The 21,527-nt window shown below is 64.5% G+C and carries 21 protein-coding genes and 1 riboswitch; of the genes, 14 read left to right on the top strand and 7 right to left on the bottom strand.

The window, feature by feature from the left end:
• Window positions 1-151 precede the first annotated feature (151 nt).
• The 3 genes from leuA to rimI are packed head-to-tail and all read left to right on the top strand — an operon-like array spanning window position 152 to window position 3,066.
• Window positions 152-1,819, top strand: coding sequence for a 2-isopropylmalate synthase (gene leuA / locus U741_RS0114970; RefSeq protein WP_152551633.1), 1,668 nt, complete (start codon window positions 152-154; stop codon window positions 1,817-1,819).
• Window positions 1,820-1,823: 4 nt separating this feature from the next.
• Window positions 1,824-2,615: a uracil-DNA glycosylase gene (locus U741_RS0114965; protein WP_029891256.1), complete on the top strand. Its 792-nt coding sequence runs from the start codon at window positions 1,824-1,826 to the stop codon at window positions 2,613-2,615.
• The gene (gene rimI, locus U741_RS0114960) at window positions 2,599-3,066 is read left to right on the top strand and encodes a ribosomal protein S18-alanine N-acetyltransferase (RefSeq protein ID WP_029891255.1); all 468 of its coding nucleotides are present in this window, start codon (window positions 2,599-2,601) and stop codon (window positions 3,064-3,066) included. Before U741_RS0114965 ends, rimI begins: the two co-directional genes overlap by 17 nt.
• Window positions 3,067-3,097: 31 nt before the next feature.
• On the opposite strand, the gene ggpS is transcribed toward rimI, so the two are convergent.
• The gene (ggpS, locus tag U741_RS0114955; protein WP_052378879.1) at window positions 3,098-5,410 is read right to left on the bottom strand and encodes a glucosylglycerol-phosphate synthase; all 2,313 of its coding nucleotides are present in this window, start codon (window positions 5,408-5,410) and stop codon (window positions 3,098-3,100) included.
• A 129-nt stretch (window positions 5,411-5,539) separates the two neighbouring features.
• Window positions 5,540-6,142, bottom strand: a complete 603-nt coding sequence (locus tag U741_RS0114950) for a TIGR00645 family protein (protein ID WP_029891253.1) — start codon at window positions 6,140-6,142, stop codon at window positions 5,540-5,542.
• 127 nt (window positions 6,143-6,269) lie between these two features.
• Here U741_RS0114950 and U741_RS0114945 point away from each other — a divergent pair, with 127 nt between their 5' ends.
• Genes U741_RS0114945 through U741_RS0114935 form a run of 3 tightly spaced genes read left to right on the top strand, consistent with a single transcriptional unit; the run spans window position 6,270 to window position 9,574 of the window.
• Window positions 6,270-7,094, top strand: coding sequence for an alpha/beta fold hydrolase (locus U741_RS0114945; RefSeq protein WP_235200466.1), 825 nt, complete (start codon window positions 6,270-6,272; stop codon window positions 7,092-7,094).
• Window positions 7,095-7,139: 45 nt separating this feature from the next.
• Window positions 7,140-8,771, top strand: coding sequence for an NAD(P)/FAD-dependent oxidoreductase (locus tag U741_RS0114940; protein WP_029891251.1), 1,632 nt, complete (start codon window positions 7,140-7,142; stop codon window positions 8,769-8,771).
• On the top strand, window positions 8,768-9,574 hold the full coding sequence (locus U741_RS0114935) for a putative RNA methyltransferase (protein WP_029891250.1): 807 nt from the start codon (window positions 8,768-8,770) through the stop codon (window positions 9,572-9,574). The genes U741_RS0114940 and U741_RS0114935 overlap by 4 nt, the downstream gene beginning before the upstream one ends.
• Window positions 9,575-9,625: 51 nt before the next feature.
• Here U741_RS0114935 and U741_RS0114930 read toward each other — a convergent pair whose 3' ends face one another.
• The 3 genes from U741_RS0114930 to dacB form a co-directional block, all read right to left on the bottom strand.
• Entirely contained in the window at window positions 9,626-10,819 is a 1,194-nt protein-coding gene (locus U741_RS0114930; protein ID WP_029891249.1) for an NHL repeat-containing protein, read from the bottom strand.
• Window positions 10,820-10,826: 7 nt separating this feature from the next.
• Window positions 10,827-12,689, bottom strand: a complete 1,863-nt coding sequence (locus U741_RS0114925; RefSeq protein ID WP_029891248.1) for a TonB-dependent receptor plug domain-containing protein — start codon at window positions 12,687-12,689, stop codon at window positions 10,827-10,829.
• 110 nt (window positions 12,690-12,799) lie between these two features.
• Window positions 12,800-12,988: riboswitch (cobalamin riboswitch) on the bottom strand.
• A gap of 9 nt (window positions 12,989-12,997) precedes the next feature.
• Complete coding sequence (dacB, locus tag U741_RS0114920; RefSeq protein WP_029891247.1) at window positions 12,998-14,452, bottom strand: D-alanyl-D-alanine carboxypeptidase/D-alanyl-D-alanine endopeptidase; 1,455 nt, start codon at window positions 14,450-14,452, stop codon at window positions 12,998-13,000.
• Window positions 14,453-14,566: 114 nt separating this feature from the next.
• On the opposite strand from dacB, the gene U741_RS0114915 reads away from it, so the two are divergent.
• The 5 genes from U741_RS0114915 to U741_RS0114895 all read left to right on the top strand — a co-directional run bounded on the left by U741_RS0114915 (window position 14,567) and on the right by U741_RS0114895 (window position 17,475).
• A complete protein-coding gene (locus U741_RS0114915) occupies window positions 14,567-15,112 on the top strand; it encodes a DUF1415 domain-containing protein (RefSeq protein ID WP_029891246.1) in 546 nt (181 codons plus the stop codon).
• Window positions 15,105-15,716, top strand: a complete 612-nt coding sequence (locus tag U741_RS0114910; protein WP_029891245.1) for a DUF2845 domain-containing protein — start codon at window positions 15,105-15,107, stop codon at window positions 15,714-15,716. The genes U741_RS0114915 and U741_RS0114910 overlap by 8 nt, the downstream gene beginning before the upstream one ends.
• Before the next feature lie 163 nt (window positions 15,717-15,879).
• Window positions 15,880-16,602 carry a hypothetical protein gene (locus U741_RS18690; RefSeq protein WP_029891244.1) on the top strand — a complete coding sequence of 241 codons (723 nt, stop codon included), beginning with the start codon at window positions 15,880-15,882 and terminating at the stop codon, window positions 16,600-16,602.
• 4 nt (window positions 16,603-16,606) lie between these two features.
• Entirely contained in the window at window positions 16,607-17,194 is a 588-nt protein-coding gene (locus tag U741_RS0114900) for a cytochrome c oxidase subunit 3 (protein WP_029891243.1), read from the top strand.
• The gene (locus U741_RS0114895; RefSeq protein WP_029891242.1) at window positions 17,194-17,475 is read left to right on the top strand and encodes a cytochrome C oxidase subunit IV family protein; all 282 of its coding nucleotides are present in this window, start codon (window positions 17,194-17,196) and stop codon (window positions 17,473-17,475) included. Before U741_RS0114900 ends, U741_RS0114895 begins: the two co-directional genes overlap by 1 nt.
• Here U741_RS0114895 and U741_RS0114890 read toward each other — a convergent pair.
• Together U741_RS0114890 and U741_RS0114885 are read right to left on the bottom strand one after the other, a co-directional pair.
• On the bottom strand, window positions 17,472-17,864 hold the full coding sequence (locus U741_RS0114890; protein WP_029891241.1) for a nuclear transport factor 2 family protein: 393 nt from the start codon (window positions 17,862-17,864) through the stop codon (window positions 17,472-17,474). The two genes, U741_RS0114895 and U741_RS0114890, sit on opposite strands and share 4 nt — an antisense overlap.
• Before the next feature lie 23 nt (window positions 17,865-17,887).
• The gene (locus U741_RS0114885; RefSeq protein WP_029891240.1) at window positions 17,888-18,754 is read right to left on the bottom strand and encodes a LysR family transcriptional regulator; all 867 of its coding nucleotides are present in this window, start codon (window positions 18,752-18,754) and stop codon (window positions 17,888-17,890) included.
• Window positions 18,755-18,872: 118 nt separating this feature from the next.
• Here U741_RS0114885 and leuC point away from each other — a divergent pair, with 118 nt between their 5' ends.
• The 3 genes from leuC (at window position 18,873) to U741_RS0114870 (ending at window position 21,343) form a co-directional block, all read left to right on the top strand.
• Complete coding sequence (gene leuC, locus U741_RS0114880) at window positions 18,873-20,288, top strand: 3-isopropylmalate dehydratase large subunit (RefSeq protein ID WP_029891239.1); 1,416 nt, start codon at window positions 18,873-18,875, stop codon at window positions 20,286-20,288.
• Between the two features lie 133 nt (window positions 20,289-20,421).
• Window positions 20,422-20,919, top strand: a complete 498-nt coding sequence (locus U741_RS0114875; protein WP_052378878.1) for a PaaI family thioesterase — start codon at window positions 20,422-20,424, stop codon at window positions 20,917-20,919.
• On the top strand, window positions 20,906-21,343 hold the full coding sequence (locus tag U741_RS0114870; RefSeq protein ID WP_161776251.1) for a PaaI family thioesterase: 438 nt from the start codon (window positions 20,906-20,908) through the stop codon (window positions 21,341-21,343). Before U741_RS0114875 ends, U741_RS0114870 begins: the two co-directional genes overlap by 14 nt.
• The last annotated feature ends 184 nt before the right edge of the window (window positions 21,344-21,527 follow it).

Raw genomic sequence — 21,527 nt, 5'->3', positions numbered from 1 at the left:
ACTTCTGCCGTAAGGCAGACTTCCATCAGCGCCAGCGCGGGGCCTCTACCGCGCGCATCCCGAATCCTGTCTCCGCCCGTTCTCTCGGCCGCCGGAGTTCATGTTTTGCGCCGCGTGGTTTGCTGCGTTGCGCCCCCGATGAGTGACTGCCATGACCTTGTTGACTGACCCTTCGAAGAAATATCGCCCCTTCGCGCCCGTGCACCTGCGCGACCGCACCTGGCCCGACGCGGTGCTCACCCGGGCCCCCATCTGGTTGTCCACCGACCTGCGAGACGGCAACCAGGCGCTCATCGAGCCGATGAACGCCGAGCGTAAGCTGCGCATGTTTGAATTACTGGTGCGGGTCGGCTTCAAGGAAATCGAGGTCGGTTTTCCGTCGGCCTCGCAAACCGAGTTCGATTTTCATCGGCACCTGATCGACAAGGGCTTGATCCCCGACGACGTGACCATCCAGGTGCTGACCCCGGCGCGCGACACCCTGATTCGCCGCTCCTTCAAAGCCTTGAAGGGTGCGCCGCGCGCGATCGTCCACATCTACAACGCGGTGGCGCCGGTGATGCGCCGCGTCGTGTTCAAGATGAGTGAGGACGAGGTCGTTGACCTGGCGGTGTCGCATATCCGCCTGGCGCGCGAATTGGCGGATGCCAACCCGGAAACCGACTGGCGCTTCGAGTATTCACCCGAGATGTTTTCGGGCACCGAGCTGGCGTTTTCCAAGCGTGTGGTCGATGCCGTGGTCGACGCCGCCGGGGCGACACCCGAGCGGCCGATCATCATCAACCTGCCATCGACGGTGGAGCACTCCACGGCAAACATTTTTGCCGACATGGTCGAGTGGATGCACCGCAATATCGCCCGCCGCGATTCGGTGATCATGTCCATTCACCCCCACAACGACCGCGGCACTGGCATCGCCGCCGGCGAGTTCGCGCTGATGGCCGGCGCCGACCGCATTGAAGGCTGCCTGTTCGGCAATGGGGAGCGCACGGGCAACTTTGACGTCGTCAACCTGGCGCTGAATCTGTACACCCAGGGTGTGCATCCGGGACTGGATTTTTCCGACATCGACGAGGTGCGGCGCACGGTGGAGTATTGCAACCAGTTGCCGGTCCACCCCCGGCACCCCTACGTGGGCGATCTGGTGTTCACATCGTTCTCCGGCTCGCACCAGGATGCGATCAAGAAGGCCTTTGATGCCCGGCAGCCCGACGAGATCTGGGACATGCCGTATCTGCCCATCGACCCGCTGGACATCGGCCGCTCCTACGAGGCGGTGATCCGCGTCAACTCCCAGTCGGGCAAGGGCGGCATCAGCTATCTGCTGGAGCACGAGTACGGCTTCAGCCTGCCGCGCCGGTTGCAGATCGAGTTCTCGCAGGTGGTGCAGTCGTTCACCGACCTGTCGGGCAAGGAAGTGCGCGCTGCCGACATCTGGCAGATTTTTGAGCAGCATTATCTGCGCCCGGGACGCCATCGCTACGATGCCCATCATCTGGTCGAAGATTCAAAAGCATCGTCGGTGAAGCTGGCGTGTGAGCTGGTGATTGACGATGTGCCGGTGGCGCTGCAGGGCCAGGGCAACGGTCCCATTGATGCGTTCGTCGAAGCCCTGTCGCGGCAGACCGGGCACGGCATCTCGGTGATCGATTACCACGAGCACGCACTCACCGGTGGCGCCAATGCACAGGCGGTGACCTATATCGAGCTCAAGGTCGATGATGGGCGCGCGCTGTTCGGTGTCGGGGTGGACGCCAACATCGTCACCGCATCGCTGAAGGCGATTCTGTCGGCATTGAACCGCGCGCTGCAGGCCTGAGCGGATGAACGATGCGCGAAAGCGGCGACTGGCCCGGCTGGGGGTGGATTCGTGGGCGCTGCGCGACGGCGCGCCCGCGACAGCGCCAACGGCAGACGTGTCAGCCGCCGCCGGTCCCGTCGAGGCGGCTGCGCCTGATCGGGTGACGACCCCACCGCCATCATCACCGCCGCGCGCCGATGTCCGGCCGCCGGCCCAGCCGTCTGCGGCAGCGTCAGGCATGGACGCCTACGCCGACTGGGCCACGCTTGAAGCCGCCGTCGCGTCATGCACCCAATGTGGTTTGTGCCCGACCCGAACGCAGACCGTCTTTGGAGCGGGCGCACGCGATGCGCCGCTGATGATTGTCGGCGAAGGTCCTGGCGCCGATGAAGACGCCTCTGGCCTGCCCTTCGTCGGCCGTGCGGGCAAGTTGCTCGATGAAATGCTGGCCGCCATTGACCACAGTCGAGAGCGCAACGTGTTCATTGCCAACGTCGTTAAATGTCGGCCGCCGGGAAACCGCGACCCGGCGACCGATGAGGCCGAGGCGTGCCGCCCTTATCTGGAAGCGCAGATCGCCTTGATCAAACCGCGTCTGATCGTTGCCCTGGGGCGGGTCGCAGCGCAGCGTTTGCTGGCAACCGACCAGCCGCTGTCGCGTCTGCGCGGCCCGCTGCACCACTACGGACCGCTGCAGACGCCGCTGCTGGTGACGTATCACCCGGCGTACCTGCTGCGCAGTCCGCGCGAAAAAGCCAAGAGCTGGCAAGACCTCAAAGGCATTTGGCAACGCGTCAATGGCGCTGTCGACTGACGGCGCGCCGGGCATCCGGCCGATGCACGAACAAGACTTGTCGGCCGTGATCGCGCTGGAGCTGCGGGCTTACCCCAGTCCATGGACCGAAGGTATCTTCATCGACTGCCTGCGCGCGGGCTATTCGGCCTGGGTGATGCGTGACGCCGACGAGCATCTCGTGGGCTATGCCCTGATGAGCATGGCGGCGGGCGAGGGGCATGTGCTCAATGTCTGCGTCGATCCCGCGCTGCAGGGTCAGGGCCATGGCCAGCGCTTGTTGGCGCACCTGATTCACATCGCCCGCCATGCCGGCACCGAAGTGCTGTTTCTTGAAGTGCGGGTCAGCAACCGGCGCGCCGCGACGCTGTACCTTGCGGCCGGTTTCACGCCCATTGGCCGGCGGCCTGGTTATTACCCGTGTCCCAACGGCGGGCGCGAGGATGCCGACGTCTACTCGCTGACGTTGTAAGGCGCAGCAGATTCGGCGCTTGAAACGCGCCTCAGGTTGTCGATGCCGGCGCTTTGTCTTTCACAACCGTTGGCATGCCGGTAACCGGGTCGACGTATTCAATGCGGCCGGGGTCGATGGCGCCGTTGTTTTCGACGGCGGCCAGAAAGTCGTCGCCCCAGCGCGCCACGCTGTGATAGTTCACATCGTCGTACAACTGACGCAGGCGTGACTCGGCCTCGGCGCGGCCCATGTTCAGGGCCAGGTACAGGCTGGACACCAGGTCTGCGGTGTCGTGCGGGTTGGTGAGAATGGCGCCCTTCAGTTCGGCCGCGGCGCCGGCAAATTCCGACAGCACCAGCACGCCGCGTCCCTGGGTCAGGCCCTGCACCGCCACGTACTCCTTGCAAACCAGATTCAGGCCGTCGCGCAAGGGCGTGATCCAGCTCACGTCGGCCATCGCGTAGTAGGCGCAAATTTCATCGAACGGCATGCTGCGGAAGAAGAACTGCACCGGCGTCCAGCCGACCTGTGAATAGCGGCCGTTGATGCGGCCGACGGCCTGCTCGATCTGCGTCTGGAGCTCGTCGTAAACGGTCATGGAACTGGCGGCCGGCACGCACACGGTCATCAGCGTGATTTTGCCGAGCAGTTCGGGGTAGACCTCTAGCAGCTTCTCGAAGGCCACCAGCTTTTCCAGCGTGCCCTTGGTGTAGTCGAGGCGCTCGACCGAAAGGATCAGCTTGACGCCGGTCAACGGCTTGCGCAGGGCTTCGAGGCGGCCTTTGGAGTCGGCCTCTTTCAGGGCATCCTTGATGCGTCCCATGTCGATGCCGACCGGGTGCGCGCCGAGCTGGATGCGCCGGCCATGCACTTCAATCTGGCTGGTCATGTTGTCCAGCCCCACGGCGCAGCCATAGGTTTGGAAGCGTGGCGCGCAGCTCTCTTTGGCGATGGTCTTGAACGGGAAGGCGCCGCGCGCGGCGTCGACAAAGTTCTCGACCTGACGCGGGATATGAAAGCCGATGTAGTTGCACTGCAGCAGGCTGCCGATGATCTCGCGCCGCCACGGCACCACGTTGAACACGTCGGCCGACGGAAAATACGTGTGGTGAAAAAACGCGATGCGCAGGTCTGGACGGCGCTCTCGCAAGTACGCCGGGACCATCCACAGGTTGTAATCGTGAATCCACACCGTGGCGCCCTCGGCGGCCTCGTCGGCGGTGGCTTCGGCAAAACGCTTGTTGACCTCGAGATAGAGCTGCCAGTCCTCTTCGCGAAAACGCGCACGCTCCCAGAAGGTGTGCAAAGTCGGCCAGAAGGCTTCTTTTGAAAAGCGCTTGTAGAAAATGTCGACGTCGTGATGGCTCAGTGGCACGCGGCGCACGGTGAGTTTGGGGTAGTTCTCGGGCTCGAAATCGGTGTGGGTTTCGAACCGCCCTTTGCCTTCGTGTGTTGACCATGCGACCCAGGTGCCGGCGTGCTCCCCTTTGAAAAACGACAGCAGCGACGGCAGGATGCCGTTGGGCGAGCGGTGCCGGCGGCGCACCGGCTTGCCGTCGACCACCGCCTCTTCGTAAGGCAGACGGTGGTAAACCATCAGCAGTTTCGACTTGCCGAACGGCCTCTCAGGATCGGCCTCCGAGCGGATACCGGCTTCGCCGAGAAAGCCGAAGTAGGCCAGTGCCTCGAGAATGCCGCCGCAACCGGGCCGCTCGGCCTGCAGCACCAGACCTTTGCCGCGGGTGGCGTCGAGCAGCGGCTGCTCCGAGTCGCCCACCGCCACAGCCTTGAACCCGCAGGCCAGCATCGACAGGTCGTTGAGCGTGTCACCGGCGGTCAGCACGCTGGACTCGGGAAGCCCCAGGGTGGTCACCAGCCCTTTCAGCGTTGCGCCCTTGTTGACGTCTTTCGGCAGCACGTCCAGATACACGCCGTTGGAAAACAGCAGGTCGCAGCCCAGGGCCTCGACGCGTTTGCGCAGCGTATCGGTGACGGCCGTCTCGCGGCAGAAGTAAGAGCAGCGCCGCTCTTGGGGAAATTCCTGCCGCTGGATGTCGGGTACATCGGCCAATGCCATGGCGATGGCGGATTCGCCAGGCCAGCGGTGGTCGATGTCGGACTGCAGCGGCTGGATCGGTTGTAGCGTGTGGCCGTCGACCACGGTCGCCCCCACGTCGCAGACGATGTAGTCCGGGCGCGGCAGGATCGGGTCGGAGAGCAGCGGCAGGACCGACTCCAACCCGCGGCCGGTGACGAAGGCCAGTTGAATCTGCGGGTGGCGGTTGATCAGCTGATAAAGGCGTTGGCGATCTTCGTCCGAGCCGGCGAGAAACGTGCCATCAAGGTCGGTGGCCAAAAGCATTGCAAGTACCTGATTCTGCGGGCGCAATGTTCGTCAAGGGACGCCCGTATTCAAATTGATGTCGAGCCTGAGCTTAGCACGCTGCACTGCAGCAATTCCCATCCCGCCGCCGCGATGGCGCCCTGCGACTCAATGTGCCGCAGGGTTTTTGTTACGCGCGTTGGCGGTCGATTGCGACATCAGTCGGTCGGTCCAGGCAATGCCCAGCGCCGAGACGATGAAGGCCATGTGGATGATCGTCTGCCACATCACGCCCGCCTCGGTCGTCGTGGTGCAGCGCACGCCGGCGGCCACGTCAGCACACAGCGGATAGGCGCCCAGCGAGCCGGCCTCGATGAAGGTTTTTAGCAAGTGAATCGACGAGATGCCGATGATCGCCATCGCCAGTTTGACCTTGAGCACCGAGGCGTTGACGTGGCTCAACCACTCGGGCTGGTCGGGGTGGTTTTCCAGCCGCAGTCGCGAGACGAAGGTCTCGTAGCCGCCGACAATGACCATGACCAGCAGGTTGGAAATCATCACCACGTCGATCAGTGCCAGCACGATCAGCATCACCGCCTGCTCGTTGAGCTCGAAGGCGCCATGAATAAGGTGCCAAAGCTCTTTGACGAACAGAATGACGTAAACACACTGCGCCACGATCAGTCCCAGATACAGCGGCAACTGTAGCCAGCGGGACGAGAAAATGAGCGTCGGCAGCGGGCCGAGCGCTTTGGGCAAGGGGGTTGACATGCAGGGGTTCCGGAGCGTGGGGCGGCGCGGAGTCTAACAGCCGCACATCACCGTTGAACGCTGCCTCAATGGTTATGCTGGCGTGATGAAAACAAGTTCATTGATCGGCAGTCGCGGCCTCCGTCTGATGGCCGATATTGCTGGGCCGCCTCATGGGCCGGCGGTCGTGTTGTTGCACGGCGGCGGTCAGACGCGACACGCATGGTCGCGCGCTTTCGGCGAGTTGGCGGCTGCGGGCTATTACGTGCTGTCGTTCGATGCGCGCGGTCATGGCGAGAGTGACTGGGCCGAAGATGGCGACTATTCCAGCGATGCCTCCGTGGCCGACCTGCGGTCGGTCATTGCCACCCTGGACCGGCCGCCGGCGCTGGTCGGTGCATCGATGGGCGGCATGGCTGCACTGATCGCCATGGGCGAGGCGGACCTGCCCATTGCCAGCGCCCTGGTGCTGGTCGATGTCGCGCCCAGGGTCGAGCGTGACGGCGTCGAGCACATTCGTAAATTCATGAGCGCGAACCTCGACGGCTTCGCGTCGCTGGACGAAGTGGCCGATGTCGTCGCCGCGTACAACCCCAGTCGCCCGCGCCCTCGTGACCCCTCGGGGCTGATGAAGAACCTGCGTCGCGGCGATGACGGGCGCCTTTACTGGCACTGGGACCCGCGGCTGATCGACACCCGCTTTGAGGAGCATCTGGCCTATCTGAAGACGTTCGAAGCCCGCATGGAGGCCGCCGCCGCGCGAATTGCTGCGCCCACCCTGCTGGTTCGTGGTGGCCAGAGTGATGTGGTGAGTGAAGCCGGTGTCACCGCCTTTCGCCAGCAGATGCCCCATGCCGAAGTCGTCGACATCGCTGAGGCCGGGCACATGGTGGCCGGTGATCGCAACGATGCCTTTAGCGCGGCGATGATCGCCTTCCTTAAACGTCATTATCCGGCTGACGCGCCGCGCTGAGGCGTCCGCATGGGACAATGTGCCCCCCGGTCGTGAATCCCGTCGATGCTGCGCCTTACCGAACTCACACTGCCCGTCAATCACTCGCCCGAAGCACTGGCACCGGCCATTCAGAAGCGTTTGCGCCTGCCGGACGGTGATCTGTTGCGCTTCATCGTGTTCAAGCGCAGCTATGACGCGCGCAAGAAATCGGCCGAGCTGAGTTTTGTTTACACCGTCGATTGCGAGCTGCGTGATGAGGCTGCGGTGCTGGCCAAGTTTGAGGGCGATGCGCACGTGCGCCCGGCGCCGGACGTCACCTACCACCCGGTCGCCCACGCACCCGCCGGCTTTGCCAACCGTCCGCTGGTCATTGGCTTCGGGCCCTGCGGAATTTTTGCGGCGCTGATGCTGGCGCAGATGGGCTTTCGCCCCATCGTGCTCGAGCGCGGTCAGCCGGTGCGGCAACGCACGCAGGACACTTGGGGGCTGTGGCGCAAGCACACGCTCAATGCGGAATCCAACGTGCAGTTCGGCGAGGGCGGTGCCGGCTTGTTCAGCGATGGCAAGCTCTGGAGTCAGGTGCGTGACCCCAAGTTCCACGGCCGCAAGGTGCTGAACGAGTTCGTCAAGGCGGGCGCGCCGGAAGAGATCCTTTACGTCAGCAAGCCGCACATCGGCACCTTTCGCCTGACCGGCGTGGTGACGCGCATGCGCGAAGAAATCGAAGCGCTAGGGGGTGAGGTTCGGTTTGGTCAGCAGGTGACCGACGTGCTCATCGAGGCGGGGCAGATGCGTGGCGTGACCCTGGCCAGCGGCGAGACCGTGCGCGCCGACCATGTCCTGCTGGCACTGGGCCACAGCGCCCGCGAGACATTTCGCATGCTTCACGAGCGCGAGGTATTCATGGAGGCCAAGCCGTTCTCGGTGGGCTTTCGCATCGAGCACCCGCAGTCGCTGATCGACAGCGCGCGGTTGGGCAAGTTTGCCGGCCACCCGCTGCTCGGCGCGGCCGATTACAAGCTGGTGCACCACGCCCGCAATGGCCGTTCGGTGTACAGCTTCTGCATGTGTCCCGGCGGCACGGTGGTCGCGGCCACCTCAGAGCCGGGCCGGGTGGTGACCAATGGCATGAGCCAGTACTCGCGCAACGAACGCAACGCCAACGCCGGCATCGTGGTCGGCATTTCGCCCGAGGATTATCCCGGTGGCGTGGCGGCTGGGCCCTTGGCGGGTATCGCCTTGCAGGCGCAACTCGAATCACAGGCCTTCGTGCTTGGCGGCCGCAACTACGAGGCGCCGGCGCAACTGGTCGGCGACTTCCTTGCCGGACAGCCGTCCACGGCGCTGGGCAGCGTCTTGCCCAGCTACAAACCCGGCGTGCGCCTGGGTGATCTTGCTTGCGCGCTGCCGGCCTACGCCATCGAAGCGATACGCGAGGCCTTGCCGGTGTTCGACCGGCAGATCAAGGGCTTTGCCCGCCACGATGCGGTGCTGACCGGCGTCGAAACCCGCACCTCGTCACCGCTGCGCATCACCCGCGATGCCGACTACCAGAGCCTGAACACCCGCGGCCTGTTTCCGGCGGGCGAGGGCGCGGGCTATGCCGGCGGCATCATGTCGGCGGGGATTGATGGCATACGCGTCGCCGAAGCGCTGGCGCTGAGCCTGCTCGCCGAGGGTGGACGGCCCCAATGAGTGTGATTTGCCCCCTGTGCCGCCTGCCGCTGGCGCGCGAGCCGAAAGCCTGGCGCTGTGAACAGGGTCACAGCTTCGACGTCGCGCGCGAGGGCTACGTCAACCTGTTGCCGGTACAGCAGAAGAAGAGTCGCGACCCCGGCGACGACGTGCGGATGGTGCACGCGCGCCGGGCGTTCTTGCAGGCCGGCCACTACCGGCCACTGCGTGACGCGGTGTTGGCGATGTTGGCGCCACTGAAAGCGACCCGCGTGCTCGACATCGGCTGTGGTGAGGGCGATTACACCGGTGCGTTTCCCGCCGTGGCGGGCGAGGTCATCGGCCTCGACATTGCCCGCCCGGCGATACGCCTGGCGGCCAAACGCTATCCGGCCATCACCTGGCTGGTCGGCAGCGGCGCGCACTTGCCACTGGCGGACGCCTCGGTCGATGGGGTCACCAACCTGTTCACGCAACTGCACGTGGCCGAGATGCGGCGCGTACTGCGCCCCGGCGGCCATGTGCTGGTGGTGACGCCGGCGGCCCGGCATTTGTGGACCCTGCGCGAACAGTTGTTCGATGTGGTGCAGGCGCATGCACCCGATAAATTCAGGGTCGGTTTCGAGACCGATTTTGAGGCGGTGACCCAGCAAACGGTGTCCGTGCCGCTGCAGCTCTCACAGGCCGACTTGCAGCATTTGCTGCTGATGACGCCCTATGCCTGGAAGGCCAGGCCCGAGCGGCGCGAGGCGATGAATGCGTTCGCAGCGTTTGAAACCGAAGCTGCCTTTTCGCTGCTGTTGTTCAAACGCAAGCCGCAATGAAACTGCGCCCGGCGGGTTTTACCGCCGGGCGCCGCAACTGCAGGTCCGCACTCAGTCGTTGATGTCGGGCAGCACCGCAAAGTCAATGTTGATCGGGATCAACGAGGTGTTGATACGGCTGCCCATCACCGTCTCACCGCCGCCGGAAACGTCCAGCAGGCTGATGCCCGGCGCCTCAGTGTCGGCGCGTGCGACCCACAGACGATTCAGCGGATCGACCGCCAGCGCGCCCAGTTCCTGATCGATGAAGCCGTCAACCGCAACCGGGTCGGCATCGGTGGTTGGGTCGAAGCGGTACAGGGTTTGCGCGGCAAACGGTTCGCCGGCGGTGAAGTAGGCCTGCGTGCCGCTGATGGCCACCAGCTCGCCGAACTGGCCGAAGGGTGCGCTTTCGGCGCTGCCGTCGTCGAGCAGCAACTCGGCGGTGAACGTGCCGGTATCGATGCGGGCAATGCCGCCCTCGAACACCGGTGTGAAGCTGCCGTCGAAGCCGCCGCTGCCGATGGCCAGCAGGTCAAGGCTGGCGGGATCGATGATGAGGCCGGTGGGGCTTTGCAGCGGCAATTCGATGCCCGGCAGGTCGGGGTTGTTGCCGGTGTCGACCTCCTCGTCGCTGCCGATGTCGATCACGGCGACATAGCCGCTTTTGACCGACGCGAAGTTTTCGAGCCGCTGCATGGCGATAAACAGCAGGCCCCGGTCGATGACCCCGGTAATCATCTCCGGCACGCCATCGGCGTCGTAGTGCGACAGGTCGATTTCACCGGTCTTGAATCCGGCTTCAGTGGTGGCCGACGGGTTGACGATCCATACCGTGCCCGACCCGTAGCGCAGCAGATAGCCCTTGGTGGGGCTGACCATCAGCAGGTCGGCGGGGTTGCTTTGCGCCGTGTCGTCAGGGTCCTGGGTTGAGGCCGTCAGGTTGGGCGTGTTGGGCATGTCGAGGTCGAAGCGCTTGACCGTGTTGCTGTCGAAACGCTCGATGACGAAGAATTGCTCGCTTGCGGCGCGGACCCGAATGTCGGACGTGGTCGGCGCCAGGTTGTTCTGCCCGGTCAATGTTTCGGCATTGATCAGCGATACGGCGCCGCTGCTGAAGTCTGACGCGCGGGTGGCGACCACGGCACTGACGTCGCTGGCATCCGGGGTGCCCCTGAATTGGTTGTCGCCACTTGAGCAGGCCGAGATCAGCACGGTGACCAGCAGGCCGATGGCCGCGCGCGGCGTGAATTTCAAAAGGGTCATGAATCGGTTACTCCTTGGGTGAATCGGGGGACATGATGGCGGGATAGCTCAGGGTCAGCCGTAAATGGCGCCCGGGCGTGGGAAAGCCGTTGAACTGTTCGGGGTTGTCATCGCGCAGGTTCAGCGCCTGCACCGACCAGCCGACGCGTTGCCATTGGCCGCGCACGCCGATGTCATGGCGACGTAGTGGCGCAGCTTTCAGCAGGTTTGGGCTGTCGTAAAACTGGCCGTGTTCAAAGCTGAAGGCGTAGTGCCAGCGCAGGGCCCAGAACTCGGTCTCAAGCCGTGCGTTGATCTGTTCGGTGTAGCGCCCGGGTAATTGTTTGCCGCGCGCCGCGCCGGGGCCGCTGCGGTTTTCGGTGCTCTGAAGGGTGCCGCCGATCTGCCCCTGCCAGCGACCAAGCCGGGCGGTGCCACCCCACTCGACACCGTAGATTTCGGCGCGCTCGGTGTTGATCGAGCGGCCCACACCCTGCGCGTTGAAGGTGGGGCTGATGGCATCACGCAGGTCCTGGCCGAATACCGCCGCATCGACGGTCCACGCACTGCCGACTGGCGCGCAGCGGGCGCCCAGATCAGCATAGTCGGCGCGCTCAGGACGCAGCTCGGGGTTGCCGCGAAACAGTCCGCGGTCACCGTAGCGCTCAAAAAAGGTTGCGAGGCGCTCGCGACTGCCGAGGTTGCCTGCGGCAATGCAGGGGCCAAGTCGCCGTGTCAGACCCACGGCAGGCGCCCATTGCCAGTGCTCTTCCTGCTGGCCGTCGGCGCGGTCTTCGGACCACTGCACGCCGAGGCTGGCGTTGGCGCGCCATGCACCGAGATCGCCAAAGGTTTCAGCCGCACCACCCAGTTGCAACCGCTCGGCGTCCTGGGTGGGAACATCACCAATCCGGTCTTCGGCGCGGTAGCGGGTATGCCCGGCATCAAGCACCGCGAGGCTGCCGTCTCCGAAGTGGAAGCGGCTCTGGCCGTCGATGCCGAAGGTGCGGCTGCGGCTGTCTTGCGCACCGAGGCCGATCTGGCTGTCGCGGTCGCGAAAGCGCTCGTCCAGCCAGCGCGTCGACAGCCGGTGGTGCCAGCGCGCCGACGTGTCGCCGGCGATGCTCAGGCCGTACGCGCGAGTGTCGAGTTGCGCGGTCTGGTCGGGCAGGTTGAGACGGGTGGGCAGCGATTGCGCGTCATCAATGACATGCGCCTGCACCCGCAGCGGCGCGCGCAGGCTCAGCAGGGCGTAGCGCTGCGCCGTGTCGGCATTGAGGCGCAGCTCGCGGCGACGGCGGTCGGGGTCGGTGGGGTCGAAGGGCTTGAAGGCGTTGCGGTACTTGAAGTCGTTGTCGGCCTGTTGCAGACCGGCGGCGAGCTGGACGTCAGTCGCCAATTGCGCGGCGGCATGCGCCTGGCGCTCGCCGAAGCTGCCGAGGCTGAAGCTGCCCAGCAGCGGCGCGCGCAGCACCTCAGGGGTGCGCAGATTGATGCTGCCGGCCAGACCGCCGGCAAGGTCGACCGGCACGCGGCCTTTGTGCACGGTGACGTCGTGCAGCATCAGCGGGCTGATCAGTGCCAATGAGGTGGCTTCGCCGCCGCCGCCGTCCAGCGGCTGGCCGTCGAGCAATATCCTGACCTGACGGCCGTTGCTGCCACGCAGACTGGCCTCGCTGTAGGCGCCCAGACCACCGCTGCGACGCACCTGTACGCCGGGCAGGGTGGCGAGCAGGCTCGGCAGGTCGCTAGCCAAAAGCGGATCGACCGGCACCCGCAGCTGCACGCCGCTCTGGTCCAGCTCGGCGTTGACTCCGGCTACCGTCAGCGGCGGCAGCGCAGTGTCGGCAAACGTGGTCAGCGGGCAGCACAAGGCGGCCGCAAGCGACATCGGGTGAAGCGGTTGAATCAGGGACCGGATCAGGCGCACGGGTCGTCCATCTGCAATCGACAAACCGTGGCCGCATGGCAGTTGCCATCCGTCAGGTTCGCCCTCCGCGACCACGGCACCTACCTCAGGCCGGTCTCCGGACTTATGGCGTGCTGGGTTGCGGCCTTCCCGTCGTCAACCGGACAGTGGCGTAAAGCGCAACCCCGAACCATTCACCGTTGCGGGGGCAGCGTCCGATTTGCACGGACTTCCCGTTTCACCGACCTGCAAGGGTCGGCACCTGAGGGCGCGCAGCATACGCCAAGGTCTCAGTGCTTCGCGAGCAGGTCCTCGATGTCGGAGCGGATGGCCTGCAGCGAGACGCTCATGGGAATGCCCTTGCGGTCCGCGCCGTTGACGATGACCGCGAAGGCCATCCAGCCCCCGTCCTTTTTGCGCAGATAGCCCGCCGTGCCGAACACCGAATTGGGCTCGGTCAGAGTCCCGGTCTTGAGCGCCACGCGCTGGCGCCAGTCGGTGTTGCCACGGCGCAGGGTGCGGCTTGGTGCTTCACCCGGCACCACCAGCCCGGCATAAAACAGCGGGAAGCGCTGCACCTGCCGGTACTCGTCGCGTAGCAGGGCCACCAGGTCTTCGGCCGAGACACGATTCTCGGGGGTCAGGCCGCTGCCGCTGTGCAGCACGATCGGCGTGTTGGGCGTCGGCGCGTTGGTCAAGCCGACCGCAGTCCGCGCCCGCTGCAAGCGCGCGGTCAGTAGCTGCGAGGCTTCGGCCAGCGTGCTGATCGGTTGCGGTGTGCGCTGCAGCGCAAGGCCCAGGGTCAGCATGTCGGAGATGTAGTTGTTGGAATAGCGCAGCAGGCCGGCGACCTGCTCACGCACCGGCGCGCCCTCGTGGCCGGCGAGCATGATCAAGTCTGAAGGCGCGGCTGCTTGGCTGACCCGCACGCCGCCCATCACTTGAATGCCCAGTTCGGTCAGGGCCTGCCGCAGCAGCAGGCCGGTGCCCAGTGCCGGGTCGCTCATTGAGCGGTAGAGGCGGGTGTCGCGGCCGATGTCACCGCCCATCACCAGTTGGTCGTCGCCGAGCACGCTGCGCCGGTCCAGCCACATGGCGCTGCGGGTGCCGGGCTTGCGGCTGGCGATGGTGCCGTCGAGGGGGATGGGCAGCTCAAAGGCGGCGCAGTGGCTGAGGGCGGCCTGCTGCCCCGGCAATTGTGGGGCCAGATCAATGCACCAGGTGCCGTAGTCCACGCCCACGGCCGACAGGGGCGCGTCGTAGGCGGTATGGGTGCGGCGCTTAGCGTCGCAGCGGTCCTTGACCTCGCATTCGAGGTGGCCGAATGGCGAGGCGCTGGTGACCACGTCGCCGTTGATCTGCGTCACGCCGCGCTGTTTGAGGCGCGCCGCCAGCAGCCACATGTCGCGGTGCTCGACGCTGGGATCACCTTCACCGCTGACCCACAGATCACTGTCGATCACGCCGTCGGTATCGGGTAGCGCGCCGCCCAGGCGGGTGACAAAGCGGTGGTCGCCGGGCCATTGTTCAAGCACGGCGGACGCCAGCACCAGCTTGCTCAGTGACGCCGGTGACAGCCGCTGTTGCGGCGCCATGACGGCGAGCGGTGTCTCGCTGCCCAGGTCATAGACCAGGGCGGTGACGCGGGCATCGCGCTCGTCTTGCAGTTTCTGCAGGGCGGGCCATTGCGCCATCGCCAATGTCGGACTTGCCGCGCACAACAGCATCGCGCCCCAGCGGGTCATCGCACTCGCATTCCTCACGCCTTGTCGCACTGATTTGCTCTGTAATCTCATCTTCAGAGTGTAGCGAGCGAGGGCCTGTCTCGGGTCCAGAATGTGCCGGTCCGGGGAGCGTTCATGGAAGGTGTCGAACAGGCGGTACGCGAGTGGCTGACGGCGGTGGTGATCGGCCTCAACCTGTGTCCGTTTGCCGCAGCGACCCTGCGTGGCCAGCGTCTGCGTATCCACGTCAGCGGGGCGACCGACGAGGTGTTGCTGCTCAACGAGGTGCAGGCCGAGATCAACCGGCTCGACGACACGCCGGCCGCTGAGCTTGAAACCACGTTGATCGCGATCCCGCAGATGCTGTCGCGCTTCGATGCGTATCTGGCATTTCTGGACCAGGTCGATGCGCTGCTGCGTCGGCAGGGACGCGTCGGCGTCTATCAGGTCGCGAGCTTTCACCCGCGCTATCGCTTTGACGGCCTGCCGCCGGATGACCCCAGCCATCTCACCAATCGTTCGCCGCTGCCCTTGATTCACCTGTTGCGGGAAGATGGCGTGGCCGCCGCCGTGGCTCGGCATCCGGCTGCCCACGGCATTCCCGAGGTGAACATCCGGCACATGCGGGCGCTCAGCGCTGAGCGGCGACGCGCGCTATTCGGCAGCCGCGTCGATGACTGAATGGCGTATTGCGCTGGGGGTGCTGGCGTCGCTGGTTGCCACCGCGTTGGAAGCCGACGACACCTTGCGATGTGGGTCAAGGCTGGTGGCGCTGGGCGATGACCGGGCGCAGGTGCGTGCGGTCTGTGGCGAGCCGGCACTGATGGACCCCTGGGATGCGGGCGTTTCACAGGTGCCGGGCAGGCTGCAGGTCACTGAGGAATGGACCTACGACTTCGGGTCGCGGCAGTTGCTGCGGGTGCTGCGCTTTCGCAACGGTCGACTGCGGGCCATCGAGGCTGCGGGCTACGGCTTTAGCCGCCCGCCCGACGGTGATTGCGCGCCCGAGATGATCAGCCAGGGCATGACCAAGTACCGGTTACTGCGCCACTGCGGCCAGCCGCAAAGTGCCGAGGCCGTTCACCTGCTGGCGCCGCCGCGCCGCGCTGACGGCGCCCTGGATGGACTCGCCTTCTCGCAAGGCCAGGTGGTCGAGGTCTACCGCGAACGCTGGCGCTACGACTTCGGCCCGCGTCGGCTACAGCGCGAGGTGACACTGGAAAACGGCCGCGCGGTGGAAGTGCGTGAAGGCGAGCGCGGCACGCAACGTGAACGTCAGCCCTGACGGGGTCATCCTTCCGCTTTCCCGAGCTGCCGAAGGGTCCGGCTTGAAGGCAGAAGCGGAGCGCCCGATGATAAGGCACGATGTTCATCAATTCGACTCCCCGGTCGCGGCAGCTCAACGGCCTGATACGGGGGGCTGCGGTTTCCCAAGGAGAAGCGACAACATGAATTCCCCCGACAACGGCCCGCTGATCAAGGTGATGGCCTACTCCGGCATGGTGCTGGTGGTGGCCTTGGCGCTGTCCCAAGGCTGGCTGATGGGCTTTATTCCGCCGCCTTCACCGGCACTCGACGCTGAATCGCTGAAGCAGATTTTTATTGATCGCAAGATCGGTATTCGCGCCGGCACGGTCATCCAGTGCATTTGCTACACCTTCTATCTGACCTGGGCCATGTCCATCGTCATGATGATGCGCAAGATGGAGCGCGGCACACCGGTACTCACCTATCTGTCGGTCGCCAACACCGGCGGCGGCTACGTGTTCTTTCTGCTCATGCCGATCACCTGGGCGATGATGGCGTTTCGCCCCGAGGCGATGGGCGCCGATTTCATGCAGATCATGAACGACTGGGTCTGGTTCATCTTCATTCTCAGCTGGCCGCCGTTTGCAGTGTTCATGGTGTCGATTGCCATTGCCATTTTTCGCGACCAGAGCGTGCCGACGGTTTACCCGCGCTGGGTGGCGTTCTTTAACCTTTGGTGTGCGGTGCTGATTTCGCCGGCCGCATTGATTGAGCTGTTCAAGACGGGCCCGTTTGCCTACGACGGACTGATCTCGTTCTGGTTCATCTACATCGTGTTTTTCGGCTGGATCATGATCATGAGCACGGTCACCATCAAAGCGGTGAATGCCGAGAAGCGGCGCTCCGGGACCGGTTTTGCCTGACACCGTGGCGTCAAACCCCGCTGCCGATCCCCCACGTCAGGGGCACATTCCGGGCGAGGGGGGCGTGTGGATGCTGATTGCCGGTGACGGCATTCTGTTTTCGCTGCTGTTCGGGCTGTTCCTGTTTTATCGCGCCGACAACCCGGCGATGTTTGCCGAGTCGCAGGCTTTGCTCAGCACCGAACTCGGCTTGCTCAATACCGTGCTCTTGCTGACCAGCTCCTGGCTGGTGGCGTCGGCGATTCGTGCGGCGCGCGCTGGCAAGCCCGGTGTCATGCGCGGCTGCCTGACCTGGGCCATCGCCTGCTCGCTGGGCTTCATGGCGGTGAAGGCGGTTGAGTACACGCCGAAGATCGCCTCGGGCATCACCCTGAGCAGCAACGACTTCTTCATGTTGTATTACGTCTACACCGCCATTCACCTGATCCACGTGGTGATCGGCACCGGCGTGCTGCTGACCATGCGCGCCTACGCCGGTGAAGCGCCCTACAGCGCCAACGCGCTGCGCAACTTCGAGTCGGGCGCCAGTTTTTGGCATCTGGTTGATCTGTTGTGGATCGTGTTGTTTGCACTGCTGTTTCTGATCAACTGATGGCCTGGCTGCTGCGATCGCGTTATACGGTGATCTGGCTGGCGCTGGTCGGCGCCACGCTGCTGTCGTGGGCGCTGGGCGGCGGCGCCGGCGATGACAAAACCCTGGCGGCCAGCGGCATCATTCTGGTCAGCCTGATCAAGGTGCGATATGTGGTGCTCGACTTCATGGAGCTGCGCCACGCGCCCAATCTGATGCGCCTTGTGGCCGAGCTGTGGATCGCACTGCTGGCCATCGTGCTGGTGACGATGTTGTGGGTGGAGTTGCCGCCCGTCTCCTAAAACATGCCGTTGTCGTTGGCCGACTCGGCGGGCACCACCTGCAGCACGTCCCAGTGCTCGACGATTTTGCCGTTTGCATCCAAGCGAAAAATGTCGATGCCCGCCCATTCGCGATGGGCATCGGTGGGCCAGGTTTGCTGGCAGTGCAGGATCACGTAGTCCCCCTCAGCGAAGACCCGCTTGAACTGCACCCGCTTGCCGGGAAATTCAGCCGCCATCCGCTCAAAGTAGGCAATGAAGGCCGCTTTGCCGTCGGCGACGTGGGGGTTGTGCTGGCGGTAGTGGTCACCGGCGTAAAGGTCGATGGCCTCGGCCGGCCGGCACTGGTTGAACATCAGGTCATAGAAGGCGGTCACGGTCTGTTTGTTGCGTTCGAGTGTGTCGGTCATCTGACCTCCGGTTGGGGGTTTGGTCAGGCCTGCTGCATCAGCTGCATCAGCGCCTGAGCGGCGCCCGACAGGGTTCGGCGCTCGTGCCAGACCATGCCCAGTTGGCGGGACATTGCCAAGCCGGGAATCTGCAGTCGGATCAGGCTGTCGTCGATCATCGAGTCGGGCAGTACGCTCCAGCCGAGGCCAATGCTGACCAGCATTTTCAGCGTCTCAAGATAATTCGTCGCCAGCCGAACCCGCGGCGCCACGCCCCTGGCCTTGAAGGCCTCGGTGATGATGCGATGGGTATAGGTGGCGGCGTCGGGCAGCACGGCGGGGTGCTCGGCGAGTTGTTTCAGGCTCGTTTTGCGGCTCTGCGCCAAGGGGTGGCTCGCGGCGCAGACCACGGTCAGCGGGTCCGGCCATACCGCCCGCGATTGCAGATGCGGCAACGACTGCAGCGGCAGAGTGACGATGCCCAGCTCCAGCTTGCCGGCCAGCACGGCGTCGCAGGCCACTTCCGAGTCCATGAAGTGAATGTCCAGATCCACCTGAGGATAGTCACGGGTGTAGGCGCCCAATACCGGCGGCAGCCGGTGCAGCCCGATGTGGTGGCTGGTGCCGATGCTCAGTCGCCCGCTGACATGGCCTTCGAGCTGCGACAGCGCACGGCGGCCGTCTTCGATGTCTTGCAGCACCTTGCGGGCGTAGGGCAGCAAGGTGTGCCCGGCGTCGGTGAGCGAGATGTTGCGCCCGACGCGGTCAAACAACGGTCGGCCGATTTGGTCTTCCAGCGCGGTAATGCGTTTGCTGACCGCCGGTTGGGACAGGTGCAGCACATCGGCCGCGCGCGTGAACGACTGGCTGTCAGCCACTTCGATGAAGGCAGTGAGAAGTTGCGTGTCCATGGATCAGCGATCGTATTGGTATTCCGTTAGAGAATCATAACCATGAAAACGATTCATTGGAGTTATTCAATGTCGAGGCCTACCATGCCGTCATTGTCCCGCCAGCCCGGAGCCAGCGATGAGCGTCCAAACCCCGCAAACCCTGTACGACAAAGTCTGGAACGCCCACGTGGTGACCGATGCCGGTGACGGCTCGGCATTGATCTACATCGATCGCCATCTGGTGCACGAAGTCACCAGCCCACAGGCCTTTGACGGGCTGCGCCTCAACGGCCGCAAACCGTGGCGCCTGGCGGCGAACCTGGCAGTGCCGGACCACAACGTGCCCACCGAAAACCGTGCCCAGGGCATCAAGGACCCGATTTCCCGCGCCCAGCTGGACGCCCTGGACAGCAACTGCGCCAAGTTTGGCATCACCAAATTTGATTTGATGGACGTGCGCCAGGGCATCGTCCACGTCATGGGTCCCGAGCAGGGCGCCACCCTGCCGGGCATGACGGTGGTCTGCGGCGACTCGCACACCTCCACCCACGGCGCGTTTGGCGCGCTGGCCTTTGGTATCGGCACCTCCGAGGTCGAGCACGCGCTGGCGACCCAGACGCTGATGCTGAAGAAGGCCAAATCCATGCTGATCCGCGTCAACGGCCATGTTGGCCCCGGCGTCACCGGCAAAGACATTACGTTGGCGATTATCGGCCGCATCGGGACCGCCGGCGGCACCGGTTATGTCGTGGAATACGCGGGCGAGGCCATCGAAGATCTGTCGATGGAAGGCCGTATGACCCTGTGCAACATGGCCATCGAAGGCGGTGCGCGCGCCGGCCTGGTGGCGGTGGACGACAAGACCATCGCCTACGTGAAAGGCCGTCCGTTTGCGCCCAAGGCCGAACATTGGGACGCCGCCGTGGCCTACTGGAAGACGCTGAAGTCCGACCCCGACGCGGTGTTCGACAAGGTGATCGAGATTGACGCCGCCGACATCGCCCCGCAGGTCACCTGGGGCACCTCGCCCGAGATGGTCGGCCCGGTAACGGCCAGCGTGCCTGACCCCGCCACCGTCACCGATCCGGTCAAGCGCAGTGGCATGGAAAAGGCGCTGGCCTACATGGGCCTGACTGCCAACACGCCCATTGAGCAGATCCACATCGACAAGGTGTTCATCGGCTCGTGCACCAACTCGCGCATCGAGGATTTGCGCGCCGCCGCCAGCGTGGTCAAGGGCCGCAAGAAGGCCGACAGCGTCATGCTGGCCATGGTTGTGCCCGGCTCCGGGCTGGTGAAGCAGCAGGCCGAGGCCGAGGGGCTGGACAAGGTGTTTCTGGACGCCGGATTTGAATGGCGCGAGCCCGGGTGCTCGATGTGCCTGGCGATGAACGCCGACCGCCTGGAGCCGGGCGAGCGCTGCGCCTCGACCAGCAACCGCAACTTCGAAGGGCGTCAGGGGCAGGGCGGGCGGACGCACTTGGTTTCTCCGGCGATGGCGGCGGCTGCGGGCATCGCCGGTCATTTTGTCGACGTGCGGCAGTACACATGAAGACTGCCGCAGGCGATGCCGCATCCCCTCGCCCGCATCGCGGGAGAGGGGGGAACCGTCCGCGGATGCGGGCGGAGGGGAGCGGGCGCGGGCACAGCCTGCGTGTCGGCCTGCTGAGTTGCGAGGTCTGCCCATGAACCCCCTGCACAACGTCAATGCCGAAACCGGTCAGGCCTACTTTGTCGACGTGGTACCGCACAGTTGTGAATTGGGTCTGCGCTATGTCGAGTCAGCGCCGGGCCGTCTGCAGTTGAGCCTGCCGTGGCGTGAAGACCTGGTGGGGGACCCCGACACCGGCGTGATTCACGGCGGCGCCATTACGACCTTGTTCGACGCCACCTTCGGCGGCGCGCTGTTGTCCGAATTGTCCGAGTTGCGCCGCATCGCGACCTTGGACCTGCGCATTGATTACTTGCGTGCGGCCCAGTCGGGCGCCACCGTGTTCTGTGACGCGCGAGTAGATCGTTTGACCAAACATATCGCTTTTATCCGTGCGGTCGCACATGACGGTGACCCGGAAGACCTGATCGCCATCGGTGTCGCTTCGTTCGTCGTGTTTCAGGACCAGGTTTCGGGTCATGCCCGTGAGGGTGATCCCACCACCTGGAAGGTGCACCGTGTCGCTGATTGAACAAATGCAGCACGTGCACACCGTGGCAGAGCTGCGACCGCTGATCGTGCAGATTCCCTATGCACGGTTCTTGGGGTTTTCAGTTGAAGGCGAGGACACCGAGTTGATCGGCCGCTTGACCTGCAACCCCTCGCACTACGGCAACGCGCTCATTCGCGCCGTGCACGGCGGCGCCATCGGCGCGCTGATGGAACTCACCGCCACCGCGCAGTTATTGCTGCTGCCCGAGCTACAGCGCATGCCGAAAATCATCAACGTCACGCACGAATACCTGCGTGGCGCGCAGGACACCGACTTTGTGCTGGCCCGCGCCAGCATCACCCGCCACGGCCGCCGCGTGGCAACCGTCAACGTCACTGCCTGGGTGGACAACCCCGACAAGCCGGTGGCGGCTGCCAATGCCCATTTTTTGTTGGCGGATTGAGAGATAAAAGCTCTTAACGCAAAGGCGCAAAGGGGAGAAGCAAGGACGCAAAGCCGAAGACTTGGGGTGAAGCGGGAATTGTCGCTGAACACAAAGAAGTTTTTTGTTTTCTTGTTTTCTCTGCGTCCTTTCTTGGCTGTTCTTTGCGCCTTTGCGTTGAAGCATTTGATGTTGTTTTTTCACT

The sequence above is a fragment of the Polycyclovorans algicola TG408 genome, assembly GCF_000711245.1.
Lineage (GTDB): Bacteria > Pseudomonadota > Gammaproteobacteria > Nevskiales > Nevskiaceae > Polycyclovorans > Polycyclovorans algicola.
The sequence above is the reverse complement of the archived record's forward strand: the minus strand, read 5'-3'. Positions and strand labels throughout refer to the sequence as shown.